The following is a 23,729-nucleotide window of genomic DNA, read 5'->3' on the forward strand; positions in this document are numbered from 1 at the left end:
ATTGCCCAGGTTTCTGAAGTGGTTGAGCTGGGGGGATTAGACCCTGAACACATCATCACCCCAGGCATTTTTGTACAGCATGTTGTACAAGTACAGCCCGCACAGTAAGCAATAAGGAGAAATAACATGAGCTACCAGAAACTCAGCCGTGACCAGATTGCACAACGTGTGGCACAAGATATTCCCGATGGCGCCTATGTAAACTTGGGCATTGGCTTACCGACTAAAATTGCCAGCTACTTACCTAACGATAAAGATATTTTCCTTCATTCTGAAAATGGCCTATTGGCATTTGGCCCACCACCAGCTGTAGGTGAAGAAGACCCTGAACTGATTAATGCGGGTAAAGAGTTTGTGACCATGCTAGAAGGCGGCAGCTTTTTCCATCATGGCGACTCATTTGCCATGATGCGTGGTGGTCACCTTGATATTGCCGTGCTTGGAGCTTTTCAGGTTGCAGCGAATGGTGACTTGGCGAACTGGCACACAGGTGCACCAGATGCGATTCCTGCCGTAGGTGGTGCGATGGATTTGGCAGTTGGTGCCAAGAAAGTATTTATCACTACAGACCATGTGACCAAACAAGGTGAGCCAAAGATTGTGGCTGAGCTCACTTATCCGGTAACGGGTAAGCACTGTGTGGATCGTATTTACACTGACCTGTGTGTGATTGATGTGACCAAAGACGGTTTAAAAGTGATTGAGAAAGTTGAAGGTCTTAACTTTGATGAGTTACAGGCTTTGACTGGTGCAACTTTGATTGATGCGACTCAAGGGTAAGGACGTAGGGAAATGACATTAAAAAACGCTTATATCATCGATGCCATCCGTACTCCATTCGGCCGTTATGCCGGTGGCCTTGCACCTGTCCGTGCCGATGACCTTGGCGCTGTGCCGATTAAAGCTCTTATGCAGCGTAACCCAAATATTGATTGGGAGCAGGTCGATGATGTGATCTATGGCTGTGCCAACCAAGCCGGTGAAGACAACCGTAATGTCGGCCGTATGTCAGCACTGCTTGCTGGGTTACCTTATCAGGTGCCGGCAACCACCATTAACCGTTTGTGCGGTTCATCACTCGATGCAATTGCCATTGCTGCCCGTGCCATTAAAGCAGGTGAAGCGAACTTGGTGATTGCAGGTGGTGTGGAAAGTATGAGCCGTGCACCCTATGTGATGGGTAAATCTGACAGTGCCTTTGGCCGTAGCCAGAAGATTGAAGACACCACCATGGGTTGGCGCTTCATTAACCCGAAACTTAAAGAATTGTATGGTGTAGACACCATGCCCCAGACTGCCGAAAACGTGGCTGAACAGTTCAACGTCAATCGTGCAGATCAGGACCAGTTTGCCTTGGTGAGCCAACAACGCACCGCAAGCGCGCAAGCCAAAGGCTTTTTTTCTAAAGAAATCGTGGCAGTTGAAATCCCTCAGCGTAAGGGAGATGCTGTTGTGATTGATACCGATGAACATCCACGTGCATCCACCACACTTGAAGGCTTAAGCAAACTTAAACCAGTTGTAAAAGCAGATGGTACAGTCACTGCAGGCAATGCTTCAGGTATTAATGATGGGGCAGCAGCTCTACTGATTGCTTCTGATGAGGCAGTTCAGGCTTACAACCTCAAACCACGTGCCAAGATCATTGCTCCAACAGGGGTGGTTGTAGACCCCCGTATTATGGGTTTTGCCCCGCCCCCCGCCATTAAAAAATTACTTAAACAAACCAACCTGACTTTAGAGCAAATGGATGTAATTGAGCTGAATGAAGCCTTTGCTGCACAGGCTTTGGCAGTGACTCGTGATTTAGATTTACCAGACAACTCTGACAAGGTCAATCCAAACGGTGGTGCCATTGCTTTGGGTCATCCGCTTGGTGCATCAGGTGCACGCCTCGTAACCACTGCCTTAAACCAGCTTGAACAAACAGGCGGCCGTTATGCCTTATGTTCAATGTGTATTGGTGTGGGACAAGGTATTGCTTTGATTATTGAGAGAGTCTAATCATGAGTCAGTTATATGCCAGCTTGTTTTACCAAAAAGACGTCACGGACATCTTTAGTGACTCATCCTTAATCGCATACATGGTTCAGGTTGAAGTTGCGTTAGCCCAAGTGCAGGCACAAGTTGGCGTGATTCCTCAAAATGCAGCAAATACCATTGCTCAAGTAGGTGAGCAGGCGCTAGAAAAGTTTGATTTTTCGGCTTTAGCGGTAGCAACTGGCTTAGCTGGGAATATCGCAATTCCGTTTGTAAAGCAGCTTACGGCAATTGTTAAAGATACTGATGAAGATGCTTCCCGCTATGTGCATTGGGGTGCAACCAGTCAGGATATTTTAGACACAGCTTGTATTTTGCAATGCCGTGATGCGTTAAATATTGTGGAAGCTCAAATTCAACAATGCTATGCGACTGCATTACAGCAAGCCAAGCAATATCGCCATCAAGTCATGATTGGACGTACATGGTTACAACAAGCTTTACCAATTACGTTGGGACATAAACTTGCTCGTTGGGCTTCTGCATTTAAACGTGATTTAGACCGTATACAAGCTATGAAATCACGTGTGCTCACTGCTCAGTTAGGCGGTGCTGTGGGTTCATTAGCTTCTTTGCAAGACCAAGGTTCGCTTGTGGTCAGCGCATTTGCGAAGCAACTGAATCTGACTGTACCAACAAGTACATGGCATGGTGAGCGTGACCGTATTGTAGAAATTGCAAGTGTGCTTGGCATGATTGTCGGGAATACGGGCAAGATGGCACGCGATTGGTCACTCATGATGCAAACTGAAATTGCAGAGTTGTTTGAGCCAACCGCAAAGGGTCGTGGTGGTTCATCGACCATGCCTCATAAGCGTAATCCGGTTGCGGCAGCATCCGTATTAGCCGCGGCGAATCGTGTGCCTGCACTGATGTCTAGCATTTATCAAAGCATGGTACAGGAACATGAACGTAGCTTAGGTGCATGGCATGCAGAATGGTTAGTAGTTCCAGAAATCTTTCAGCTTTGTGCTGGAGCATTAAGCCGTACTAATGAAGTTCTACAAGGTTTTGAAGTTAATGCTGAGCATATGCAACAGAACCTTGAGTGTACCAACGGATTAATTATGGCAGAAGCTGTGATGATGGCACTTGCCCCCAAGATTGGCCGTTTAAATGCTCATCATTTAGTTGAAGCTGCATGTAAAACAGCGGTAGCACAAAACCAGCATTTGTTTGATGTTGTTAGCCAACTAGATGAAGTAAAAGGACAGTTTAGCCAGCAAGAAATACGAGATATTTTCAAACCAGAAAATTATTTAGGCAATATTCAGCAACAGATTGATGCGGTTTTGCAAGAAGCACAAGGAGAGTCAAAGTGAAACAGACTATTCGTAATCGTCAAGGAAAACAGTTAGCAGTTTATACAGATGGTCTAAAAGATGCTCCTGTGCTTGTGTTTTCTAATTCATTAGGAACAGACCATGGTATGTGGCAACCTCAGCTGAATGAGTTAAAAAGTCATTTTAATGTCATTACATACGACACACGTGGTCATGGTGAAAGTGATGTAATTAGTGACACCACATTGCAAAACTTAGCTGAAGATGTTGTTGATATTTTAGATGCCTTGAATATTGAAAAAGCTCATTTTTGTGGCATTTCAATGGGTGGTATTACAGGGCTGTGGTTGGGTATTCATCATCAAAATCGTTTTAATAGCATTACGGTTGCAAACTCAGCAGCCAAAATTGGTCAAACTGAGGCTTGGTTGAGTCGTGCTGAATCGGTAGAACAAGATGGTTTAGCTGAGCTGGTTAAAACCACGCATACCCGCTGGTTCAGTGAAAAATTCGACTATCAACATAATATTGTTGCACAGACAACGATTCAAAGTCTGGCAAACACACCAGCACAAGGTTATGCCAATGCATGTCGTGCTTTAGCGTATGCCGATTTAAGAGATGAAATTGCACAAATTCAAATTCCAGTACTGCTGATTGCAGGAACAGAAGATCCAGTAACTACAGTAGCAGATGCCGAATTTATGCAGAAGGCAATTAAGAACAGTCAGCTAGCAAAACTGGAAGCATCTCATCTTTCTAATATTGAGCAACCACAGAAATTTACTCAGGAATTGACTAGGTTTATTCAGCAAATCTAATCGCTTAGTAATTTAAAAGGAATTGGCCTTAAGGAGGCAAATATGGCGTCTCAGGATTACGCTACACCAAACAAAAGCATCGATGCTCAAGCACTGATTAATGATGCTCCACTTAGTAAATATCAATGGATGATCGCAATCATCTGTTTCTTAATTATTTTTACTGATGGTATCGATACAGCTGCGATGGGCTTTATTGCACCAGCATTGGCACAAGACTGGGGAATTGATCGTTCTCAGTTAGGACCGGTGATGAGTGCAGCACTTGGTGGAATGATTATTGGCGCTTTAGTTTCTGGTCCGACAGCGGACCGTTTCGGTCGAAAAGTTGTTTTAGCTGTGGCAATGCTTGTGTTCGGTGGTTTTACTTTGGCATCTGCTTATGCAACCAACTTGGATAGCCTTGTCGTTTTACGTTTTTTAACCGGTATTGGCCTTGGTGCAGCAATGCCAAATGCCACCACTTTATTTTCTGAGTACTGTCCAACCCGCATTCGTTCATTACTCGTGACATGTATGTTCTGTGGCTACAACTTGGGTATGGCTACCGGCGGTTTTATTAGTAGTTGGCTTATCCCGACCTACGGTTGGCATAGCTTATTTTTGCTCGGCGGCTGGTCACCTTTAATTTTAATGATTTTAGTGATTGTAGTGCTACCTGAGTCTTACCGCTTTTTAATTGTGAAAGGTAAGAATCCTGAAAAAGTACGCAAAATCTTAAATCATATTGCGCCAACACAAATTCAGAATGCGACTGCATTTCACGTTCCTGAAGAAAAAACTGAAACAGCTCAAAAGAAAAATGTCTTTGGAATTATGTTTTCTAAGCCATATGCCAAAGGAACAATTTTACTTTGGGTAACTTACTTCATGGGACTCGTGGTTGTGTACTTGCTGACAAGCTGGTTACCAACACTTATGCGTGAAACAGGTGCTTCGATGGAGCGTGCTGCATTTATTGGAGGTTTGTTCCAGTTCGGTGGTGTGGTGAGCGCATTGTTCATTGGCTGGGCAATGGACAAATTCAACCCGAACCGAGTTATCGCCATTTTCTACTTTGCCGCAGGTCTATTTGCAATTGCTGTCGGTCAAAGCTTAGGTAACTCAACCTTACTTGCCGTATTGGTGCTTTGTGCGGGTATCGCCATTAATGGTGCGCAATCTTCGATGCCGGCATTAAGTGCACGCTTCTATCCAACTCAGTGCCGTGCAACGGGTGTGTCTTGGATGACTGGTATTGGGCGTTTTGGTGCGGTATTTGGTGCATGGATTGGTGCGGTGCTACTCGGTAATGATTGGTCATTCACCGCTATTCTCAGTTTATTACTAATTCCAGCGACTGCTGCGGCTGTTGCTGTATTTGTTAAATCACTTGTTGCGCATACCGATGCAACTTAATAGAGGTCTATCACAATGAATGATGAACAACGCTATAAACAAGGCATTGAAGTGCGGACTGAAGTTTTAGGTGAAAAGCATGTTGGTCGGTCTTTGCAAAACCTAAATGACTTTAACCAAGATTTTCAAAATTTTATTAGCCGTTACGCATGGGGTGAGGTGTGGTCGCGTCCGGGCTTGCCACGTCATACACGTAGTTTAGTGACTATCGCAATTTTATTGGCACTGGGCCGTGAAGATGAACTACGCATGCATTTACGTGCTTGTTTCAACAATGGTGTAACCAAAGAAGATTTAAAAGAGCTGATCTTACACAGTTCACTCTATGCAGGTTTACCTGCTGCAAACGCTGCAATGCACATGGCTGAAGAAGTCTTTAAAGAGTTGGGAATAGAAGTAAACCCAATTGCAGCGAAAGAACAGGATTAAGGAGATAAAGATGTCACAACATAGCTGGGGTGCCTACGCCCAACGTAATACAGATGATCATCCACCAGCGTATACGCCAGGTTATAAAACAAGTGTATTGCGTTCGCCAAAAAATGCATTGATCTCTATTAACGAGACTTTAACTGAAGTTACTGCACCGCATTTTTCTTCAAATCTGTTTGGTCCAAAAGATAACGATTTGATTTTGAACTATGCCAAAGATGGTTTGCCAATTGGTGAGCGTGTCATTGTTCATGGCTATGTTCGTGATCAGTTTGGTCGTCCTGTAAAAAATGCACTTCTAGAAGTATGGCAAGCCAATGCTTCTGGTCGTTATCGTCATCCAAATGACAAGTTTATTGGTGCAATGGACCCTAACTTTGGTGGTTGTGGTCGTACCTTAACAGATGAAAACGGTTTTTATATTTTCCGTACCATTAAACCGGGTCCGTACCCATGGCGTAACCGTATTAATGAATGGCGTCCTGCCCATATTCATTTCTCATTAATTGCTGATGGTTGGGCGCAGCGTTTGATTTCGCAATTTTATTTTGAAGGCGACACGCTCATCGACACTTGCCCGATCTTAAAAACAATTCCTTCTGAAGATCAACGTCGTGCATTGATTGCACTAGAAGATAAAAACAACTTTATCGAAGCCGATAGCCGTTGTTACCGTTTCGACATCACTTTGCGTGGTCGTCGAGCGACTTACTTCGAAAATGAATTGACTTAATCGGGAGCACGAGCATGAATAACTGGAATTTTCAGGAATTAAAAGAAACTCCATCTCAAACAGGTGGTCCTTACGTTCATATTGGGTTATTGCCACAACAAGCAAATATCGAAGTGTTTGAAAACAACTTTAATAACCAATTAGTACAAGACCAGACTCAAGGTGAACGTATTCGTCTTGAAGGTCAAGTGTTTGACGGGTTAGGTCTACCTTTACGTGATGTGCTTATCGAGATTTGGCAGGCCGATGCAAATGGTATCTACCCAAGTCATGCCGATACACGGGAGCAAAAAGCTGATCCTGCATTTCACGGCTGGGGTCGTACAGGTGCAGACTTTGAAACAGGTATTTGGAGCTTCAATACGATTAAACCGGGCGCGACAGCAGGCCGTAAAGGCTCAACTCAGGCACCACATATTGCATTAGTCATTTTCGCTCGCGGTATTAACTTAGGTCTTCATACACGTGTTTATTTTGACGATGAAGCTGAGGCAAATGCTAACGACCCAATTCTAAATAGTATTGAATGGGCACCACGTCGCCAAACACTTATTGCGAAACGTTTTGAAGAAAATGGTGAAGTTGTTTATCGCTTCGATATTCGCATTCAAGGCGATGATGAAACTGTATTTTTTGATATTTAAGAAACACCTAAGGCTACACCTGATTATTCAAGGATGTGTGTAGCCTTTTTAAGGATGAACTCTATGAACATGAAAACATTATTAAGCCTAAGTTTGCTTGTAGTCCCATTTTTTACAGCACAGGCAAATGCTGAACCTGTCGTTTTGGCTGCTCAAACACAAACTGCATCTACAGCTGTTAAAACGATTGTTCCGATTACCGCAAAAACCAAAGAACAAGCTCTGGCACAGGCTCAAGTGATTGCAAACACAGCAGATGTTGATTTGGCAGAGTTCCGTATCGATTTATTAAGCTTTGCCAGCGATACAAAACAAGTCATTGCCTTAGGTCATGAGTTGAAAAAGATTTTAGGCAACAAGCCATTGATTGCCACCATTCGTACGAAAAACGAAGGAGGTCAGCTTGAAATTAGTGATGCGGATTATGGTAAGACCTATCAAGCTTACTTAAAAAATCCGTTCATGGACTGGTTAGATGTTGAAATGTTCCGTGATCAAAAAGTAGTTTCAGAAATTGTTCAAAAAGCACATCAAAAGAAAGTGCTCGTTGTCATGTCTAATCATGACTTCCAAAAAACACCAAGCCAAGATGAAATTGAAAAACGCTTGTTAAAACAAGATCAAATGGGCGCAGATGTTCTCAAAATTGCTGTAATGCCTAAATCTAAACAAGACGTTTTCACTTTAATGAACGCAACTTTAAAGGTAAGCCAGCAGACCACTAAACCTTTATTGACGATGTCGATGGGCCAATTAGGTACGATTTCTCGTGTTGCAACTGCCAATATGGGCGGAAGTTATAGCTTTGGCATGATTGGTCAGGCTTCTGCACCGGGTCAAATTGATGTGACTAAGCTCAAACAGATTTTACAAACCGTTCAACCAACAAATCCATAAATCATAAGGATATGATGAAATGAATACATTACGTTTAACTACTCTTGCATTAGGTTTGATGGTTTCAGGAGTAGCTGCAGCACAAACTTATGTGGTTGACCGTTATCAAGACGATAGCAATAAAGGCTCTTTACGCTGGGCAATTAAACAAGCCAATGCGAACCCAAGCGAAGCTAGCGATATCTTGATTCAAGCAGTAGGCAAAGCACCTTATGCAATTAAATTAAACAGCCCGCTTCCTGAAATTAAAGCACCTATCAAAATTATTGGAACCCAGTGGGATAAAACTGGTGAATACATTGCAATTGATGGTTCAAATTATATTAAAGGTGAAGGTGCAAAAGCTTGCCCGGGAGCAAATCCTGAGCAGTATGGTACCAATGTACGTACTATGACTTTACCGAGTTTTGTACTACGTGATGTCAATAATGTGACTTTAAAAGGCCTAGATATCCACCGGTTCTGCATTGGCGTATTGGTTAACCGTTCAAGCAATAACCTCATTCAACACAACCGTATTAGTAATAACTATGGTGGAGCTGGGGTCATGATCACGGGCGATGATGGTAAAGGCACCCCAACTGCAACCACGACTAATAACAACAAAGTTTTAGATAACATTTTCCAAGACAATGGTGATGGTTTAGAACTAACACGTGGTGCAGCATTTAACCTGATTGCAAATAACCATTTTGTTTCTACCAAAGTAAATCCAGAACCATCACAAGGTATTGAAATCTTGTGGGGCAATGACAATGCTGTAGTTGGAAATAAGTTTGAAAATTATTCGGATGGCTTACAGATTAACTGGGGTAAGCGTAACTATATTGCCTACAACGAAATGACCAATAACTCGATTGGTTTTAACATGACGGGTGATGGCAATATTCTTGATAGCAATAAAGTGCATGGCAATCGTATTGGTGTTGCCATTCGCTCAGAGAAAGATGCAAATGCAAGAATTACACTGACGAAAAATCTAATTTGGGACAACGGTAAAGATATTAAACGCTGTGAAGCAGGTGGTTCATGTGTACCAAATCAGCGTTTAGGTGCAATTGTATTTGGAGTTCCTGCGCTTGAGCATGAAGGATTTGTTGGTTCTCGTGGTGGTGGTGTGGTGATTGAGCCATCTAAACTACAAAAAACATGTACTCAGCCAAATGAACAAGGCTGTAATGCGCAGCCGAATCAGGGTATTAAAGCGCCTAAGTTAACAGCAAATAAAGGTTCAGTTAATATAGAAGTAAATGGTTTACCAAACCAACGTTACCAAGTTGAGTTTTTTGGCAACCAGAGTACGACATCAAAAGAAGCTGAGCAGTATTTAGGGACTATAACAGTTGCCACAGACGTACAAGGCAACGCAAAAGCCAATTGGAAGCCAACAGTCAAAGTTGCCTCAATTACAGCAAATGTAACGGATCACTTTGGTGCAACTTCTGAGCTTGGGTTTGTGCAAGTTAAATAACAAAAAAATAAAGCGCCTCAAAACAGGGGGCGCATTTTAGAAAAGATAAAAGGGACTTGAAATGCCAAACGTAATCAAACTGAGTGTATTAACAATCGCTGTATTAAGTAGCCAATTTGCACTTGCGAATGAGCCGTGGTCACAAGACCGCCAATGGTTACTGGGTGACTGGAATGGTGAGCGTCAACAATTAGAGCAACAGGGTTATAAATTTACAGCTTCTATCATGAGCCAAGCTGCCACAAATTTAGATGGTGGGTATAACGACAGCAATACTTTTGAGAATGCTGCGCAGCTTTCTTTGGGTGCAACTTTCGATTTAGACAAAATTGCTGGATGGAAAGATACAACCGCGAGCTTAGTTGTGACTAAACGTGACGGTAATGCGCTTACTTTAGAGCGTATTAAAGACCCACGCTCTAGCCAACTTGGTAACGCACAAGAGATTTATGGTCGTGGCAAAATCTGGCGTTTATCTCAAGCATGGATAAAAAAAGGCTTTGCTGATAATACCGTACAAGTCAAATTTGGTCGTATGGGAATGTCAGAGGACTTTAATAGTTCTCAATGTGAGTTTCAGAACTTATTGCTTTGTGGTGGGCAGTTAGGAAAATCAATTGGTTCAATTTGGTATAACTCACCAGTTGGTGTTTGGGCTGCAAACGTTAAATATCAGTTTGCACCTGAATGGACTTTGGGTGTTGGTGTTTATGAGGTCAATCCAGACAATATTAAAACCGAATCAAACAGTGATGGTTTTAATCTGGATATGAATAACGTCAAGGGCGCTACTATACCGGTTGAACTTGCATGGAAACCAAAACTTGCTGCTTTCAATGGTTTACCGGGTGAATATAAAGTAGGTGCACTTTACTCAACCGCAGAAGCAAATGATATTAAAACTGCAGGTAAAGTTCATGACGGAAAACAAAGCTTCTGGATTAATGCACAGCAACAACTTAGCCATGCCGGCCAAGATCCGAAACGCGGTTTATATGTAAGTTTTAATGGCGTTGTAAATGATAAAGCAACGACCTTTGTACAAAGTACACAACAACTTGCACTTTGGTATAAGGGGCCATTTGACAGCCGACCAAATGATTCAATTGGTTTTGGTATTGCCAATTATGTCGTTAATGACCGTGCTAAAGATAAGCAGATCGCGACAAATGAAAGCCGCGGATATTATAGCTATGATCCGATCGCATCTAACTATATTCCAATTCAGGACGACGAACTAAACGTTGAATTGAACTATACCTATCAATGGTCTCCGGCCGTCATGCTGCGACCAAATATTCAATATATCCATCAACCTGCTGGTGTAAAAGAAGTTGATGATGCTTGGGTGGCGGGTTTGAGTGTAAAAGTTAATTTTTAACAATATTGATGGCTGGTTAGACATAGTTTAACTGGCCCAAATGCTTGAACTATTTGTGTTCAGTATATGTGGAGTAGGATCTATGTCTGAGTCAGATTCTAAGTTTCATATTTTATTCAAAATATGGTGTTTTATTTTAGGTCTAGTTTTATTGGCTACCGGTGTTTTTTACATTGTAGGTGGTGGAAAACTAGTATCACTCGGCGGTTCTTGGTATTTCCTTATCTCAGGACTGTTTATAACCATTTCGGCAATTAGTATCTTCCGTAAAAAAGCACTTGGTGTCTGGATTTTTGCAGTTGTTTTTATCGGTACGGTAATTTGGTCACTGATTGACGCTGGATGGGAATTTTGGCCGTTATTCTCGCGCTTAATGTTTCCTGCTGGTCTTTTTGCTGCATTGTTATTTACCTTACCTTCAATTCGACGTTACCAATTTCAAAATGGTTCAGCATCTTCAGCATATGCTGTTGGTGGACTAGTCGTTGTCGGTATGTTGATTGCGCTTTACCAAATGTTTCAACCGCACCCGACAGTAGCAAGCTCAGGTCAAAAGCTACCTTTAGTGCCAGTTGACCCTGCTAAAAAACAGGTGAATTGGGAAAATTATGGTAATGATTCTGGCGGTAGTCGCTTTGTTGCTCTCGATCAAATTAATCGAGATAACGTTCATAAGTTAAAAGAAGCATGGCGCTTTAGAACAGGTGATTTTACAACGGGTAGCGGTAATGGTGCTGAAGACCAAATGACCCCACTACAAGTTGGAAATAAAGTCTTTTTATGTACGCCGCATAACAATATTTTTGCAATAGATGCTGATTCGGGTAAACAGCTTTGGAAAGCTGAGGTGAACTCTAAGGCCGATGCTTGGGAGCGTTGCCGTGGTGTTGCATACTTTGATTCAACAAAAACGCTTGTACAACCAACTTTAGCTGGTGCAACTCCGGTCACTACTGTTGCGGCCAACACAGCATGTCCACGCCGTGTATATACCAATACTCCCGATGCTCGTTTAATTGCAGTCAATGCAGATACTGGTGAACGTTGTGCTGACTTTGGTGTGAATGGAACAGTTAACCTGCTCGAAGGTTTAGGCGATGGAACAAAAGCTCCACGTTTTGAAGTGACTTCTGCACCAACGATAGCAGGTACTACTATTGTAGTCGGCAGCCGTATCGCAGATAACGTGGCAGCAGATATGCCGGGTGGCGTAATCCGAGGTTATGATGTGATTACAGGTAAACTCCGCTGGGCATTTGACCCACGTAACCCTGATCCTAACCATGTTCTAAAACCAGGTGAAACGTATAAACGTAGTTCGGCAAACTCTTGGGCCGCTATGTCGTATGACCCACAAATGAATACAGTGTTCTTACCGATGGGGAGTTCATCTGTTGATATTTGGGGTGGTAACCGTAATCCGTTAGATCACAAATACAATACTTCTGTGTTGGCACTCGATGCGACAACGGGTAAAGAAAAGTGGGTATATCAAACTGTTCATAATGACTTATGGGACTTTGATTTACCAATGCAACCAAGTCTAGTCGACTTTCCATTAAAAGATGGTACGACTAAGCCAGCTGTTGTGATTGGAACCAAATCAGGCCAATTCTTTGTTCTTGACCGTGTAACTGGTAAACCACTTACTAAAGTGATTGAACAGCCAGTGAAAGCTGCGAATATTCCGGGTGAGCAATATAGTTTAACTCAACCACGTTCTGTTGAAATGCCTCAAATTGGTAATCAGACTTTAACTGAGTCAGATATGTGGGGTGCTACACCGTTTGATCAGCTCATGTGCCGTATTAACTTTAAGTCAATGCGTTACGAAGGTTTATTTACTGCACCGGGTACTGATGTTTCATTAAGTTTTCCTGGTTCTTTAGGTGGCATGAACTGGGGAAGTATTGCTTTTGACCCGACTCATCGTTACATGTTCGTAAACGACATGCGTCTTGGTTTATGGGTTCAACTCATTAAACAAACCCCTGAAGATATTAAGATTCAGGCGAGTGGCGGTGAAAAAGTAAATACAGGTATGGGTGCTGTACCAATGAAAGGTACACCATATAAAGTGAATAAAAACCGCTTTATGTCTGCTTTAAGTATTCCTTGTCAAAAACCACCATTTGGTACCATGACTGCAATTGATATGAAAACTCGTCAGGTTGCATGGCAAGTACCACTTGGCACAGTTGAAGATACTGGACCTTTAGGTATTAAGATGGGCTTAAAAGCACCGATTGGTATGCCGACTATTGGTGGACCGATGGCAACTCAAGGTGGCTTAGTCTTCTTTGCTGCAACTCAAGATTACTACTTGCGTGCTTTTGATTCATCTACAGGTAAAGAGCTGTGGAAGTCACGTATGCCAGTAGGTAGCCAAGGTACACCAATCAGCTATGTCTCACCTAAAACAGGTAAACAATATGTAGTGGTTACCGCGGGTGGTGCACGTCAGTCTCCAGACCATGGTGATTATGTGATCGCATATAGTTTAGAGAAGTAATTAAAGAGGGCAAAAGGATAAATTTTCTTTTGCCCTTATTTTTTTAATATCTTTTTTCTATTAGAGTGTTTGCGGAAATTCTATAATTTTAGTGAGATAGCTTTACCAAATAGTAAAAAAGTGCTTGAAGTTATTGCTAAACTTAAAATATACCTATAAATGTTTTATTCTGAACGCTAGAGATAGCCGAACTATTAAGCATTTTTTATAATGTTTTACCTATAAATAAGATTAATAAGTTTATTAAGTTTTGTTTAACTTAAGATTGTGAATTTTAATTAAAAATAAACATTATTAGCTTTTTAGGCTTGAAAAACATGTTTTTTTTGTTGGAAAAACAAGCGTAAATATATACTTATATTATATTTAAATAATGTATTGCATTACTATAGAATGGTTGGCGCAGGTTATTACTACCCAGTAATAATTTGTATTTCAGGAATTTAAGCTTTAATTGGCTTAAGGCTCATCGAAAGATGGGCCTTTTTTTATGTGCTTTGTATTACAATTTCTTTATAAAATTAAAAATAGCCTAGTCTTATTAAATAAAAATATGAAAAATGAGTCTTTAATGACAATTTGGATCTGATTTGTTAGATTAAAGCCACTTGATAATAATAGGTGATGTAATGAGATTTTTAGTTCTTGCAACTTTATCCGGTTTGGCTTTAATGGGTTGTGCTTCTGTTCAGCAAGCACCTAATACACAAGAAACCATTCGTTATGCTTCTAGTCCATGTTTCGGCGCATGTCCAATTTATTCAGTAGAAGTGGCGCCTACAGGCTTAATTCGTTTTGAAGGTAAACAATATACAAAAACACTTGGTGTTAAAGAAATCCAAGGTAGCGTAAAAGATTATCAAAAACTTGCTGATGAATTAAAAACTTATCGTCCACAAACAGGAACTCAATCTAAAACTGCGGGTTGCCAGCAAACTGCAACTGACATGTCTAGCTATTACATTACTTGGATTCAACCAAATGGTACAGAAACAAAATTAAGCCATTACACAGGTTGTATCTCTCCAGCAAATAATAGATTAAATAAAGTCATGGAAAAATTACCTGAACAATTAGGCATTAAAGATCTAATTTAATGATAAAGCCCCAAAATCTTGGGGCTTTTTCTTGTTAAGAAGAATTATAGACTTAAAAGTTTTATATTAAGTATTTCTAAAAGAATCAGCGTATAATACAGATTACAAAAACATATATTGTTAAGAGTAGCTATATGTCAAATATTGTCTATGCTTTTTTGGGTGGTTTATTACTCGGCATCGCAACAGTTGGATATTTATATATAAATGGTCGTATAGCCGGAATTAGTGGTTTGATGGCACAACTTATTAGACCAACTAAAGATACTTTTAAAAGTTCTGCATTCTGGTTTATTGCAGGTCTCGTAATTACGCCTTTCATATACAGTTATTTTTATCAGCCCGACATTGAAATTAAAGCCAATTCATTTGCACTTATTCTGGCAGGGTTACTTGTTGGTTTTGGAACACGGCTAGGCTCTGGATGTACAAGTGGTCATGGTATTTGTGGTATGAGTCGGCTCTCAAAACGCTCAATAATAGCGACAGCAGTTTTTATGTTTGCTGGCATGTTAACCGTTTATATCATTCGCCATGTGTTGGGGTAATCTTATGAAAAATGTCTTTGCTTTTATATTTGGTGGTTTGTTTTCATTGGGGTTAATGATTTCTGGTATGTCTAACCCTGCAAAGGTTTTAGGGTTTCTAGATATTTTTGGGCAATGGGATATTAGCTTAATGTTTGTGATGCTAGGTGCAATTGCTGTGGCATTTATTCCGTTTCAAAGGGCTATTAAAAAACCAAAAACGATTTTTAATGAACAAATTCAATTACCAACGAATACACAGATTGACCAAAGGTTAATTGTAGGCGCTTTTATTTTCGGTATAGGCTGGGGAATAGCAGGTATATGTCCAGCGCCTGCCTTAACTCTTGTTGGATTAGGACATTTTGAAGCACTTTATTTTATTGTCGCGATGTTAGTAGGAATGTTTATTTTCCGAATTTTAAATAAAGGAAATTAAAGATATGCAACAACCTCTAGTAAAAGATTTTTTTGATGAAAATACCAATACTTTTAGCTATGTTGTTGCGGATTTAGCGACTCGTCAATGCGCGATTATTGATAGTGTGCTTGACTATGATCCCGCGTCGGCCACTACAAAAACGACTAATGCTGATTTAATTATTGATTATGTCTTGGCGCAAAACTTCAAAGTACAATGGATTTTAGAAACCCATGTACATGCCGACCATATGACTGCGGCTCAATATTTAAAATCTAAATTGGGTGGTACAGTTGCGATTAGTCAAAAAATCTCAGTTGTACAAAAAACATTTTCGACTATTTATAATTTTGATTTTAAGAAATTTAATGAAAATCAGCCCTTTGACTATTTGTTTGAAGATTATGAACATTTCAAAATAGGGGAGATAGAAGCCTATAACATCCCTACACCAGGGCATACACCCGCTTGCTTAAGCTATGTGATCAGTGATGCTGTTTTTGTAGGTGATACTTTATTTATGCCTGATTATGGTTCGGCCAGATGCGACTTTCCTAAAGGAAGTGCTGCTGCACTTTATGATTCGGTACAAAAACTTTACACACTTCCAGACGATATGCGTATGTTTTTATGTCATGACTATAAGCCCGAAGGTCGTGATGAATATGTCTGTCAAACTGATATAAAAACTCAAAAACAAAGCAATATCCATTTAAATCGACGAGTTTCCAAAGACTCATTCATAAAAATGCGTCAGGAAAGAGATGCGACTTTGGCAATGCCAAAATTAATTCTGCCTTCAATTCAAATTAATATGAACGGTGGAAATTTTCCGGAACCTGAAGCAAATGGTATCCGCTATTTAAAAATCCCATTTAATTACTTTTAGAAATAGCCTAAGTGTTCATTCAATCATTTTAGGTACTCAAATAGCCTAAGCAAAGTAAAATTAATTTTATGAAAATAGCCTAAGTAAGATTTAAAGAACTTGCCTTAAATCCCTCGCAGTCTCTTGCAATAATGGCAGAATATGTTGAATTAAATATTCTTCAGTTGTTCTCATGGTTGGAGAAACAATATTTAAAGCAGCCACCACTTTAAAGTCTTGTCCATAAATCGGTACGGCGAGCGCATGAACACCTAATTCGTGTTCTTCACGCGAATAACACCAATCTTGTTCTCGGATTTCTTTTAGTAACTCTAAAAATTTATCATTTTCGACATGCGTATATTTAGTTAAACGCTGAAGTGGATATTTTTGGAGCCAGTCCAATTGTTCTTCTTGGCTTAAATGTGCTAGTAAAATTTTACCCGCCGAAGTTGCATGAGCAGGTAAGCGGTTACCCAAATGCAAACCATATGGATTTACACGGTCAGTTTGTTGGTGGGCAGCACTACGGGCAATGGTAATGGCTTCATAACCATCAAGTACCATCACTGAATAAATGAGAGAGGTTTGGTTAGTTAGAAGATTTAATAAAGGCTGAGATACTTTTGGAAGCTGAGCTGCACCTAAATAAGCTCCTGAAAATTTGAGTACTTTTGGAGTTAAATAGTAATAGTGGCCATCTGACTCAAGATACCCTAAATATTCTAAAGTTAATAAGTGACGTCTTGCTGCTGCTCGGGTGAGTCCGGTTTTTTCAGCCGCCATAGAAATATTTAAACGATGTTGATTACTACTAAAGCTATCTAAAATCGCCATGCCTTTACCAATGCCAGCAATGTAATCTTCATGACGAATCGTTTTTTTGTTGTCCTGATTCTGGATTATCCGTTCATCTTTACTCATTACTGGTCCTTGTACGATAGAAGCTTAGTAGATCAATTTGCTTTACTGAAAAAGTTTAATAATTTCATGTCGCAAAAATTGATGCCTTAAATTATCCCTCAAATCTTCATGCCAAAACATACCCATTTTAATATTGGTCATCTCAAAAGGCAGAGAATGTAGGTGAATATCAGGGCTATAAGATAAATGCTGCAAAATCATACGAGGCATAGTGAGTATTGCGTCGGCTTGGGCTCCCAAAACTTGTAACGCTGTTGAGTAGTTTTGACAGCGCATAAATACATTTCTTGAAATTTTTTGATATTGGTTTAAATAAATATCTTCAAGTAAAGCGCCTGTACGGCGTGACGAAACACCAATGTGCCGACCACTGATATAACGAGCTAGATCGACTTCTTTAAGTTGACTACAAATGACAAACTCATCTGTGACCAGAAGATCAAAGGTAATTTTCGGAGACAAGTATTGTTCTAGGTCAATTACGAAATCGAGCTGTTGTGTCGCCAAGTCCGCCATAATATGTTTTCGATCGAGCTTCATACTGACAAACTGCAAATCTAAATTAAGATTTTGAAAATGTTGAGCCAATCTTGGGAGAATAATTGGCTCAATTTCGTCATGCACGGCGATTTTTAAGCTTTTTAAACTTGTTGGGTCGAACACATGTTTCTGCTGGCTAATATTTTGAATGGTTAAAAGTGCTTGCTTAACAGTTGGATAAATCTGTTCTGCAAAAGGCGTTGCAGACATTTTATTACCTACACGTATAAATACATCATCTTCAAGTTGCTGGCGTAAACGCTGCAAAGCATGACTTGCTGCCGATTGTGTAATATTGAGACTACTTGCCGCATTTGAAATACTTTTTTGCTCATAAATCGCGATAAAAAGCGGATATAAATTGATATCAATTCGGTGAAAAAAACTTAAGTCTAGGCCATGTAGGTTATGAATATTATTCATGAGACATTATTTAATAAAATCATTTCATTCATATTAAGTTTCAAGTTATGTTGATGTAAAGACCAGATAATGATGTAAAGGAAAAAGAATGTTTGAACTTTCAAAAAAAGCTCAAGATTTTACTGAGCGAACAAGAAAATTTATGCAAGAAGAAATAGAACCTGTCGAGGCAAAATTTTGGGAAGAAGTTCATGAGTTAAATCCAGATGGAAACTGGAAAAAATGGCAATGGCCAGACCTTTTAGAAACTCTAAAATCTAAAGCCAAACAGGCAGGCCTTTGGAATATGTTTTTACCCGATGAAAAGCTAGGTGCTGGGTTAACTGTTCAAGAATATGCACATATTGCTGAATTGACTGGCCGCAGTTTATTGGCACCAACCGTTTTTAACTGTAATGCACCAGATACGGGAAATATGGAGGTGTTATGGCGTTATGGCAGTGAACAGCAAAAACAGCAATGGTTAGAGCCTTTATTGGACGGAAAAATTCGCTCTGTTTTTTGCATGACTGAACCAGATGTTGCATCAAGTGATGCCACCAATATGCAAGCGACCGCACTCATTGACGGTAATGAAATTGTTTTAAATGGCAAAAAATGGTGGTCGTCTGGTTTAGGTGATCCAAATGCTAAAGTCATTATTTTTATGGCCCATACTCCAGATGAAACTAAAGACCGCCACCATCAACACTCTATGGTTTTAGTACCAATTGATACGGCGGGTGTCGAAATTCAACGTATGTTACCTGTGTTTGGTGATTATGATGCACCACATGGACATGGTGAAGTTCACTTTAATAATGTTCGAGTGCCTATTGAAAACTTTATTGGTGGAGCGGGTCAAGGTTTTGAAATTGCACAAGGTCGTTTAGGGCCGGGGCGTATTCACCATTGTATGCGCTGTATCGGAGCTGCTGAAAAAGCATTAGAGCTTATGATTGATAGAGGCATGTCTAGAACGGCGTTTGGCAAAGAAATTTTAAAACTTGGTGGGAACCTCGAACGTGTAGCCGATGCGCGAGTAGCCATAGATCAAGCCAGACTTTTAACCTTGTATGCAGCTTATAAAATGGATACTTTAGGAAACATGGCCGCTTTAACTGAAATATCTGCAATTAAAGTCGTGGCTCCAAGTGTATTAGAAAAAGTAGTCGACATGGCAATTCAGCTACATGGCGGTGCAGGCGTTTCACGAGATACACCTTTAACAGGTTTCTTTGCTCAAGCACGTAGTTTACGTTTAGCTGATGGTCCAGATGAAGTACATAAAGGCATGATTGCCAAATTAGAGTTGGCCAAACGTGGTTATGGTCGTCATAAGAAAGTATAAGTTTAAAGGAAGAGAATATGTCGGTAATTGATATTGGCGGTGAAGTACGTGAAGGTGAAGAACTTGATATTGGGGCAGTTGAAAACTGGTTAAAAAAGCAAGGTGTTGAGCTAGTTGGCCCAGCAGTCGTTACTCAATATACGGGCGGGGCTTCGAATTGGACTTATCGTTTAAAGTATGAAAATACGGATTTAATTTTACGACGTCCACCAAAAGGAACAAAAGCCAAGTCAGCCCACGATATGGCTCGTGAGTATACAGTGCAGAAAAACCTTACACCTTATTATCCAGTTCTTCCTAAAATGGTGGCACTTTGTCAGGATGAATCGGTCATTGGCTGTGATTTTTATCTCATGGAACGCATTGAAGGAATTATTCCTCGTGCAAAATTGCCGCCTGAGCTTGGCTTTAATGAAGAAGACGTTCATGAGCTTTGTGTAAATGTTATTGATAAGCTCATTGAGCTGCATCAAGTTCCTTATGAGAACACACCTTTAGCTGAACTTGGCAAAGGTACAGGATATTGCCGTAGACAAGTTGAAGGTTGGGATAAACGTTATGAAAAAGTCCGCACAATTAACGTTCCTTCATTTAAATATGTCCGAAAATGGCTAAACGATAATATTCCTCAAGACTCTACAACTTGCATTATTCACAATGATTGGCGTTTTGATAATGTAATTTTAGATCCAGAGCATCCAACAGAAGTGATTGGGGTGCTGGATTGGGAAATGGCGACCTTGGGTGATCCATTAATGGATTTAGGTAGTGCTTTAGCTTATTGGGTTGAGCCTACGGATAATATGATCTTCAGATCAACACGCCGTCAGCCTACTCACCTAAAGGGAATGTTCTCTCGCAAAGAAGTCGTTGACTATTATTTGCAAAAAACTGGTCTGGAACCTCAAAACTGGACTTTTTATGAAGTCTTCGGTGTATTCCGTTTAGCAGTGATCGCTCAGCAAATCTATTACCGTTATTACCATAAACAGACCCGAAACCCTGCATTTAAAGATTTCTGGATCGTGATCCATGCACTACATATGAGAGCTTTAAAACTTATCGCGCAGCAAAAATTGCAAGAATCGAAATTTGCTCAGCAATCTCTACAAAAAATACAGGGTATTTTAAGAAGATGACCACAATTTATCTGGTAAGACATGGACAGGCATCATTTGGTAAAAGTAACTATGATGAGTTGTCTGAAAATGGTGAAGCTCAAGCGACTTTATTAGGTCAATATTTTAAGAAAATATTGAAAGAACAACCTTATGTAGTTGCAGGAACTATGCGGCGCCATGAACAAACTGCACAGCTCGCACTAAAAGAATGTTTTCCAGATGCGGTAATTCATCATAATAATTTATGGAATGAGTTTAACCATCAACAGGTTTTTGCCCGTTATGAGCCACGTTTTGAACAGCCTGAACTGTTAAAAGCCGATGTCGCAAAAGAGCATAACCCTCGCGCGTATCTTGCCAAAATCTTTGAAGGTGCGATTGAACGATGGACCGACGGCGATTTTCATCATGAATATGATGAGTCTTGGCCGCATTTTAAAAGCAGAGTTGAAACGGCGCTACAGCAACTTTGTGATGAGTTGGCAAAAACCAAACCTCGTTATGCAGTCGTTTTTACCTCGGGTGGGGTGATTTCGGTAGCAATTGGCAAGCTACTTGAATTGAGCCCAAATCGAACTTTTGCTTTGAATTGGGCAATTACCAATACAAGCCTCACGACTTTACGTTTAGTTGGAAACGAAGCTCAGGTTTTAAGTTTAAATGAACACCATTTTATAAAAGCTGAGCGTCCAGATTTACTAACATGGATTTAAAAATAAGGATAAAGCATGGCAAAGACAATTTTAATTACAGGTGCAAGTTCTGGTTTAGGCGCAGGTATGGCGCATGAATTTGCAGCCAAAGGTTATAACTTGGCAATTTGTGCACGCCGTTTAGACCGATTAGAGACTTTAAAAACCGAACTAGAAAATGAGTACGGTATTAAGGTAATTGCGAAAAGTCTGGACGTTACCAATTACGATCAAGTTTTTGAAGTTTTTCGTGCCTTTAAACAAGAATTTGGCTATTTAGACCGAATTATTGTAAATGCCGGAGTCGGAAATGGTCGCCGTATTGGTAAAGGTAATTTTGAAATTAATAGAGCCACGGCCGAAACAAACTTCATTTCTGCTTTAGCACAGTGTGAGGCAGCAATTGAAATTTTTAGAGCGCAAAACTCAGGTCATTTGGTGGTGATATCATCCATGAGTGCGATGCGAGGGTTACCAAAACATTTATCGACTTATGCGGCAAGCAAAGCGGCGGTTGCTCACTTGGCCGAGGGTATTCGCGCTGAGTTACTGGATACTCCAATTAAAGTCTCAACCATTTTTCCGGGTTACATTCGTACTGAATTGAACGAAGGTGCAAAACATTTACCTTTTGAAGTCGATGCCAAAACAGGGTGTAAAGCTTTAGTCAAAGCGATTGAAAAACAGCCTGTAAAAGCGTATGTACCACAATGGCCATGGCTACCAATGAGTATTGCCATGAAAGTTTTGCCGTTAAAGTTGGTTAATAAATTAGGATAAAAAATCACCCCCTAAAATTAGGGGGTAATTTTTATTTAGAATTTTTTAGTGTAATTGACAAATAAACGATCTTCGCCAAAGTCATTGCCGTGTTTAACGTTGTAGTCAATACGAATATATTGCAGGGCAAAGCCTTTTAAGAAAGGCTGCTGAAAGGCATAGTTCAGAATGATGTTTGATTCGGTTTCATGGTTTTTCTCACCATTAGCTGCTTTAAAGTCATGACCGTAAACATATTTCACCATTGCGTTTAAGCCCGGTACATAATCTTTAAAGTCATAGCCATACATGACATGGTAAGATTTTTCATCTTCTTTGAAAAAGCCCGTAGCATTCCAGTTAATGAAATACGTCTCTGGTAAGAAACCATCCGGTAGCGGATAAGCTGACTCTCCAATAATTTGTTGGTACCCCAAACCAAAGGTATGGTTTTTTACTTTGACGGTTTCAAGTAAACCAATGTTCTGGGCATCAATATCAAAGGTATTGCCGTCATCCTTGGCGTTAAAGTATTTAAACTTAGAGGTGAGGGCAAAATTAGGCTGTTTCCAAGTATGTTCAAGCCCAACATAATGCTTGTTATACAGATCTTCTAAGTTGCCAAAGTAATATTCACCCTTGAGTGACGGAGTGAATTGATAGCGCAAGTCAATATAATTTAAGCCATCAGACTCTTTAGTAATTCCATTGGATGTGAAAGAAAACTTTTTAAAATCTTCTTCATTTCGCGGAGATACTTTTTCAACTCGACCAATTTCTGCATAGAGCTGATCTGAAAGCTGTGACTTAAGGTTAGTGCCCCAATAGGAAGTGAGTAACTGACGGCTAGCATCGACTGCTGTTACAGGTAAATCTAACCAGAGTTCACCGACACTTAAAAGTGTTTTGTCATAACCTAGCTTTAAGGTCGCGCCGTATTTTAGATAGTCAGATGCTTGAGATTGCGTTTCTTTATTAAAAGGTAGAACCGTATCTGCGACATGTTTGTCAGAACTTAAACGCACGGCGTATTGCACAGAAGCATCGGCCCCAATCGTAATCGGTTTATCTGCTATGACTAGCGGAGTGTCATGCATTTTCGATTTATAAAATAAAGATGCTGCCTGAGACCAGCTACCGGTATCTTTAAGGGCGTCATTATCAAAATCGCGGTTGATATAGGCATTTTTTAAAGTGAATTTCCATTCATCTTCAGGTTGCTGATTTGGATTTGCAGCCCATGAGCTGCTACACATAAGTATTAAAGTGGCAAGAGCTAAAGTATGTGGTTGAAAGCGGTGAAATAATTCCATAATCCATTTCCAAGATATATGCCAGTCCTCGGCATTACGTATTGTGAAATATTGGTGTGGTGTTCCCTAAATTGTTTAAAGGGAACTCCTGTTTTTATAAAT

24 protein-coding genes are annotated in these 23,729 nt (G+C 40.3%); 21 read left to right on the top strand and 3 right to left on the bottom strand.

Annotated features, from left to right (window positions below):
* From J576_RS20105 to J576_RS18060, 17 genes are all read left to right on the top strand, one after another.
* The coding region (locus J576_RS20105; protein ID WP_001987077.1) for a CoA-transferase at window positions 1-108 on the top strand (108 nt) is incomplete at its 5' end.
* A gap of 18 nt (window positions 109-126) precedes the next feature.
* A complete protein-coding gene (locus J576_RS17985; protein WP_033855716.1) occupies window positions 127-780 on the top strand; it encodes a 3-oxoacid CoA-transferase subunit B in 654 nt (217 codons plus the stop codon).
* Window positions 781-792: 12 nt separating this feature from the next.
* Entirely contained in the window at window positions 793-2,004 is a 1,212-nt protein-coding gene (gene pcaF / locus J576_RS17990; RefSeq protein WP_033855717.1) for a 3-oxoadipyl-CoA thiolase, read from the top strand.
* 2 nt (window positions 2,005-2,006) lie between these two features.
* Window positions 2,007-3,362, top strand: a complete 1,356-nt coding sequence (pcaB, locus tag J576_RS17995; RefSeq protein WP_002048872.1) for a 3-carboxy-cis,cis-muconate cycloisomerase — start codon at window positions 2,007-2,009, stop codon at window positions 3,360-3,362.
* A complete protein-coding gene (gene pcaD, locus J576_RS18000) occupies window positions 3,359-4,144 on the top strand; it encodes a 3-oxoadipate enol-lactonase (RefSeq protein ID WP_002048876.1) in 786 nt (261 codons plus the stop codon). The genes pcaB and pcaD overlap by 4 nt, the downstream gene beginning before the upstream one ends.
* 42 nt (window positions 4,145-4,186) lie before the next feature.
* The gene (pcaK, locus tag J576_RS18005) at window positions 4,187-5,542 is read left to right on the top strand and encodes a 4-hydroxybenzoate transporter PcaK (protein WP_002048835.1); all 1,356 of its coding nucleotides are present in this window, start codon (window positions 4,187-4,189) and stop codon (window positions 5,540-5,542) included.
* 15 nt (window positions 5,543-5,557) lie between these two features.
* A complete protein-coding gene (pcaC, locus tag J576_RS18010) occupies window positions 5,558-5,971 on the top strand; it encodes a 4-carboxymuconolactone decarboxylase (RefSeq protein WP_000997505.1) in 414 nt (137 codons plus the stop codon).
* A 10-nt stretch (window positions 5,972-5,981) separates the two neighbouring features.
* A complete protein-coding gene (pcaH, locus tag J576_RS18015; protein ID WP_000077913.1) occupies window positions 5,982-6,707 on the top strand; it encodes a protocatechuate 3,4-dioxygenase subunit beta in 726 nt (241 codons plus the stop codon).
* A gap of 14 nt (window positions 6,708-6,721) precedes the next feature.
* Window positions 6,722-7,351 (top strand): protocatechuate 3,4-dioxygenase subunit alpha, encoded by a 630-nt coding sequence (gene pcaG / locus J576_RS18020; protein ID WP_002048841.1) that lies wholly within the window; start codon window positions 6,722-6,724, stop codon window positions 7,349-7,351.
* 69 nt (window positions 7,352-7,420) lie between these two features.
* Window positions 7,421-8,248, top strand: a complete 828-nt coding sequence (gene aroD / locus J576_RS18025; protein ID WP_081400889.1) for a type I 3-dehydroquinate dehydratase — start codon at window positions 7,421-7,423, stop codon at window positions 8,246-8,248.
* Between the two features lie 19 nt (window positions 8,249-8,267).
* A complete protein-coding gene (locus J576_RS18030; RefSeq protein WP_033855718.1) occupies window positions 8,268-9,719 on the top strand; it encodes a NosD domain-containing protein in 1,452 nt (483 codons plus the stop codon).
* Between the two features lie 61 nt (window positions 9,720-9,780).
* Window positions 9,781-11,100 carry a carbohydrate porin gene (locus tag J576_RS18035; protein WP_002048877.1) on the top strand — a complete coding sequence of 440 codons (1,320 nt, stop codon included), beginning with the start codon at window positions 9,781-9,783 and terminating at the stop codon, window positions 11,098-11,100.
* A gap of 82 nt (window positions 11,101-11,182) precedes the next feature.
* Complete coding sequence (locus tag J576_RS18040; protein ID WP_002048874.1) at window positions 11,183-13,612, top strand: glucose/quinate/shikimate family membrane-bound PQQ-dependent dehydrogenase; 2,430 nt, start codon at window positions 11,183-11,185, stop codon at window positions 13,610-13,612.
* 629 nt (window positions 13,613-14,241) lie between these two features.
* On the top strand, window positions 14,242-14,709 hold the full coding sequence (locus J576_RS18045) for a DUF6438 domain-containing protein (protein WP_002048825.1): 468 nt from the start codon (window positions 14,242-14,244) through the stop codon (window positions 14,707-14,709).
* Between the two features lie 134 nt (window positions 14,710-14,843).
* The gene (locus tag J576_RS18050; RefSeq protein WP_002048868.1) at window positions 14,844-15,257 is read left to right on the top strand and encodes a YeeE/YedE family protein; all 414 of its coding nucleotides are present in this window, start codon (window positions 14,844-14,846) and stop codon (window positions 15,255-15,257) included.
* Between the two features lie 4 nt (window positions 15,258-15,261).
* On the top strand, window positions 15,262-15,675 hold the full coding sequence (locus tag J576_RS18055) for a DUF6691 family protein (RefSeq protein ID WP_002048828.1): 414 nt from the start codon (window positions 15,262-15,264) through the stop codon (window positions 15,673-15,675).
* A gap of 4 nt (window positions 15,676-15,679) precedes the next feature.
* Window positions 15,680-16,546 carry an MBL fold metallo-hydrolase gene (locus J576_RS18060; protein ID WP_002048859.1) on the top strand — a complete coding sequence of 289 codons (867 nt, stop codon included), beginning with the start codon at window positions 15,680-15,682 and terminating at the stop codon, window positions 16,544-16,546.
* 90 nt (window positions 16,547-16,636) lie between these two features.
* Here the strand turns inward: J576_RS18060 and pcaU are convergent, their stop codons facing one another.
* Both pcaU and J576_RS18070 read right to left on the bottom strand, forming a co-directional pair.
* Complete coding sequence (pcaU, locus tag J576_RS18065) at window positions 16,637-17,449, bottom strand: IclR family transcriptional regulator PcaU (RefSeq protein ID WP_000030961.1); 813 nt, start codon at window positions 17,447-17,449, stop codon at window positions 16,637-16,639.
* Window positions 17,450-17,491: 42 nt separating this feature from the next.
* Window positions 17,492-18,412 (bottom strand): LysR family transcriptional regulator, encoded by a 921-nt coding sequence (locus tag J576_RS18070; protein WP_002048846.1) that lies wholly within the window; start codon window positions 18,410-18,412, stop codon window positions 17,492-17,494.
* An 88-nt stretch (window positions 18,413-18,500) separates the two neighbouring features.
* On the opposite strand from J576_RS18070, the gene J576_RS18075 reads away from it, so the two are divergent.
* The 4 genes from J576_RS18075 to J576_RS18090 are packed head-to-tail and all read left to right on the top strand — an operon-like array spanning window position 18,501 to window position 22,335.
* Window positions 18,501-19,742 carry an acyl-CoA dehydrogenase family protein gene (locus J576_RS18075; RefSeq protein WP_002048860.1) on the top strand — a complete coding sequence of 414 codons (1,242 nt, stop codon included), beginning with the start codon at window positions 18,501-18,503 and terminating at the stop codon, window positions 19,740-19,742.
* A 17-nt stretch (window positions 19,743-19,759) separates the two neighbouring features.
* On the top strand, window positions 19,760-20,881 hold the full coding sequence (locus tag J576_RS18080; RefSeq protein WP_002048867.1) for a phosphotransferase family protein: 1,122 nt from the start codon (window positions 19,760-19,762) through the stop codon (window positions 20,879-20,881).
* Window positions 20,878-21,576 (top strand): histidine phosphatase family protein, encoded by a 699-nt coding sequence (locus tag J576_RS18085; RefSeq protein ID WP_002048842.1) that lies wholly within the window; start codon window positions 20,878-20,880, stop codon window positions 21,574-21,576. The genes J576_RS18080 and J576_RS18085 overlap by 4 nt, the downstream gene beginning before the upstream one ends.
* Window positions 21,577-21,591: 15 nt before the next feature.
* Window positions 21,592-22,335, top strand: coding sequence for an SDR family oxidoreductase (locus tag J576_RS18090; protein ID WP_002048818.1), 744 nt, complete (start codon window positions 21,592-21,594; stop codon window positions 22,333-22,335).
* Window positions 22,336-22,370: 35 nt separating this feature from the next.
* Here J576_RS18090 and J576_RS18095 read toward each other — a convergent pair whose 3' ends face one another.
* Window positions 22,371-23,627 carry an OprD family outer membrane porin gene (locus J576_RS18095; RefSeq protein WP_002048849.1) on the bottom strand — a complete coding sequence of 419 codons (1,257 nt, stop codon included), beginning with the start codon at window positions 23,625-23,627 and terminating at the stop codon, window positions 22,371-22,373.
* Between the last annotated feature and the right edge of the window lie 102 nt (window positions 23,628-23,729).

This window comes from Acinetobacter sp. 766875 (assembly GCF_000582055.1).
GTDB lineage: Bacteria > Pseudomonadota > Gammaproteobacteria > Pseudomonadales > Moraxellaceae > Acinetobacter > Acinetobacter nosocomialis.

Bases quoted from the DNA above. Each gene is read 5' to 3' on its own strand.
- J576_RS17985 (WP_033855716.1), top strand. From the start codon at position 127: ATGAGCTACCAGAAACTCAGCCGTGACCAGATTGCACAACGTGTGGCA.
- pcaF (WP_033855717.1), top strand. From the start codon at position 793: ATGACATTAAAAAACGCTTATATCATCGATGCCATCCGTACTCCATTC.
- pcaB (WP_002048872.1), top strand. From the start codon at position 2,007: ATGAGTCAGTTATATGCCAGCTTGTTTTACCAAAAAGACGTCACGGAC.
- pcaK (WP_002048835.1), top strand. From the start codon at position 4,187: ATGGCGTCTCAGGATTACGCTACACCAAACAAAAGCATCGATGCTCAA.
- pcaC (WP_000997505.1), top strand. From the start codon at position 5,558: ATGAATGATGAACAACGCTATAAACAAGGCATTGAAGTGCGGACTGAA.
- pcaH (WP_000077913.1), top strand. From the start codon at position 5,982: ATGTCACAACATAGCTGGGGTGCCTACGCCCAACGTAATACAGATGAT.
- pcaG (WP_002048841.1), top strand. From the start codon at position 6,722: ATGAATAACTGGAATTTTCAGGAATTAAAAGAAACTCCATCTCAAACA.
- aroD (WP_081400889.1), top strand. From the start codon at position 7,421: ATGAAAACATTATTAAGCCTAAGTTTGCTTGTAGTCCCATTTTTTACA.
- J576_RS18030 (WP_033855718.1), top strand. From the start codon at position 8,268: ATGAATACATTACGTTTAACTACTCTTGCATTAGGTTTGATGGTTTCA.
- J576_RS18035 (WP_002048877.1), top strand. From the start codon at position 9,781: ATGCCAAACGTAATCAAACTGAGTGTATTAACAATCGCTGTATTAAGT.
- J576_RS18040 (WP_002048874.1), top strand. From the start codon at position 11,183: ATGTCTGAGTCAGATTCTAAGTTTCATATTTTATTCAAAATATGGTGT.
- J576_RS18045 (WP_002048825.1), top strand. From the start codon at position 14,242: ATGAGATTTTTAGTTCTTGCAACTTTATCCGGTTTGGCTTTAATGGGT.
- J576_RS18050 (WP_002048868.1), top strand. From the start codon at position 14,844: ATGTCAAATATTGTCTATGCTTTTTTGGGTGGTTTATTACTCGGCATC.
- J576_RS18055 (WP_002048828.1), top strand. From the start codon at position 15,262: ATGAAAAATGTCTTTGCTTTTATATTTGGTGGTTTGTTTTCATTGGGG.
- J576_RS18060 (WP_002048859.1), top strand. From the start codon at position 15,680: ATGCAACAACCTCTAGTAAAAGATTTTTTTGATGAAAATACCAATACT.
- pcaU (WP_000030961.1), bottom strand. From the start codon at position 17,449: ATGAGTAAAGATGAACGGATAATCCAGAATCAGGACAACAAAAAAACG.
- J576_RS18070 (WP_002048846.1), bottom strand. From the start codon at position 18,412: ATGAATAATATTCATAACCTACATGGCCTAGACTTAAGTTTTTTTCAC.
- J576_RS18075 (WP_002048860.1), top strand. From the start codon at position 18,501: ATGTTTGAACTTTCAAAAAAAGCTCAAGATTTTACTGAGCGAACAAGA.
- J576_RS18080 (WP_002048867.1), top strand. From the start codon at position 19,760: ATGTCGGTAATTGATATTGGCGGTGAAGTACGTGAAGGTGAAGAACTT.
- J576_RS18085 (WP_002048842.1), top strand. From the start codon at position 20,878: ATGACCACAATTTATCTGGTAAGACATGGACAGGCATCATTTGGTAAA.
- J576_RS18090 (WP_002048818.1), top strand. From the start codon at position 21,592: ATGGCAAAGACAATTTTAATTACAGGTGCAAGTTCTGGTTTAGGCGCA.
- J576_RS18095 (WP_002048849.1), bottom strand. From the start codon at position 23,627: ATGGAATTATTTCACCGCTTTCAACCACATACTTTAGCTCTTGCCACT.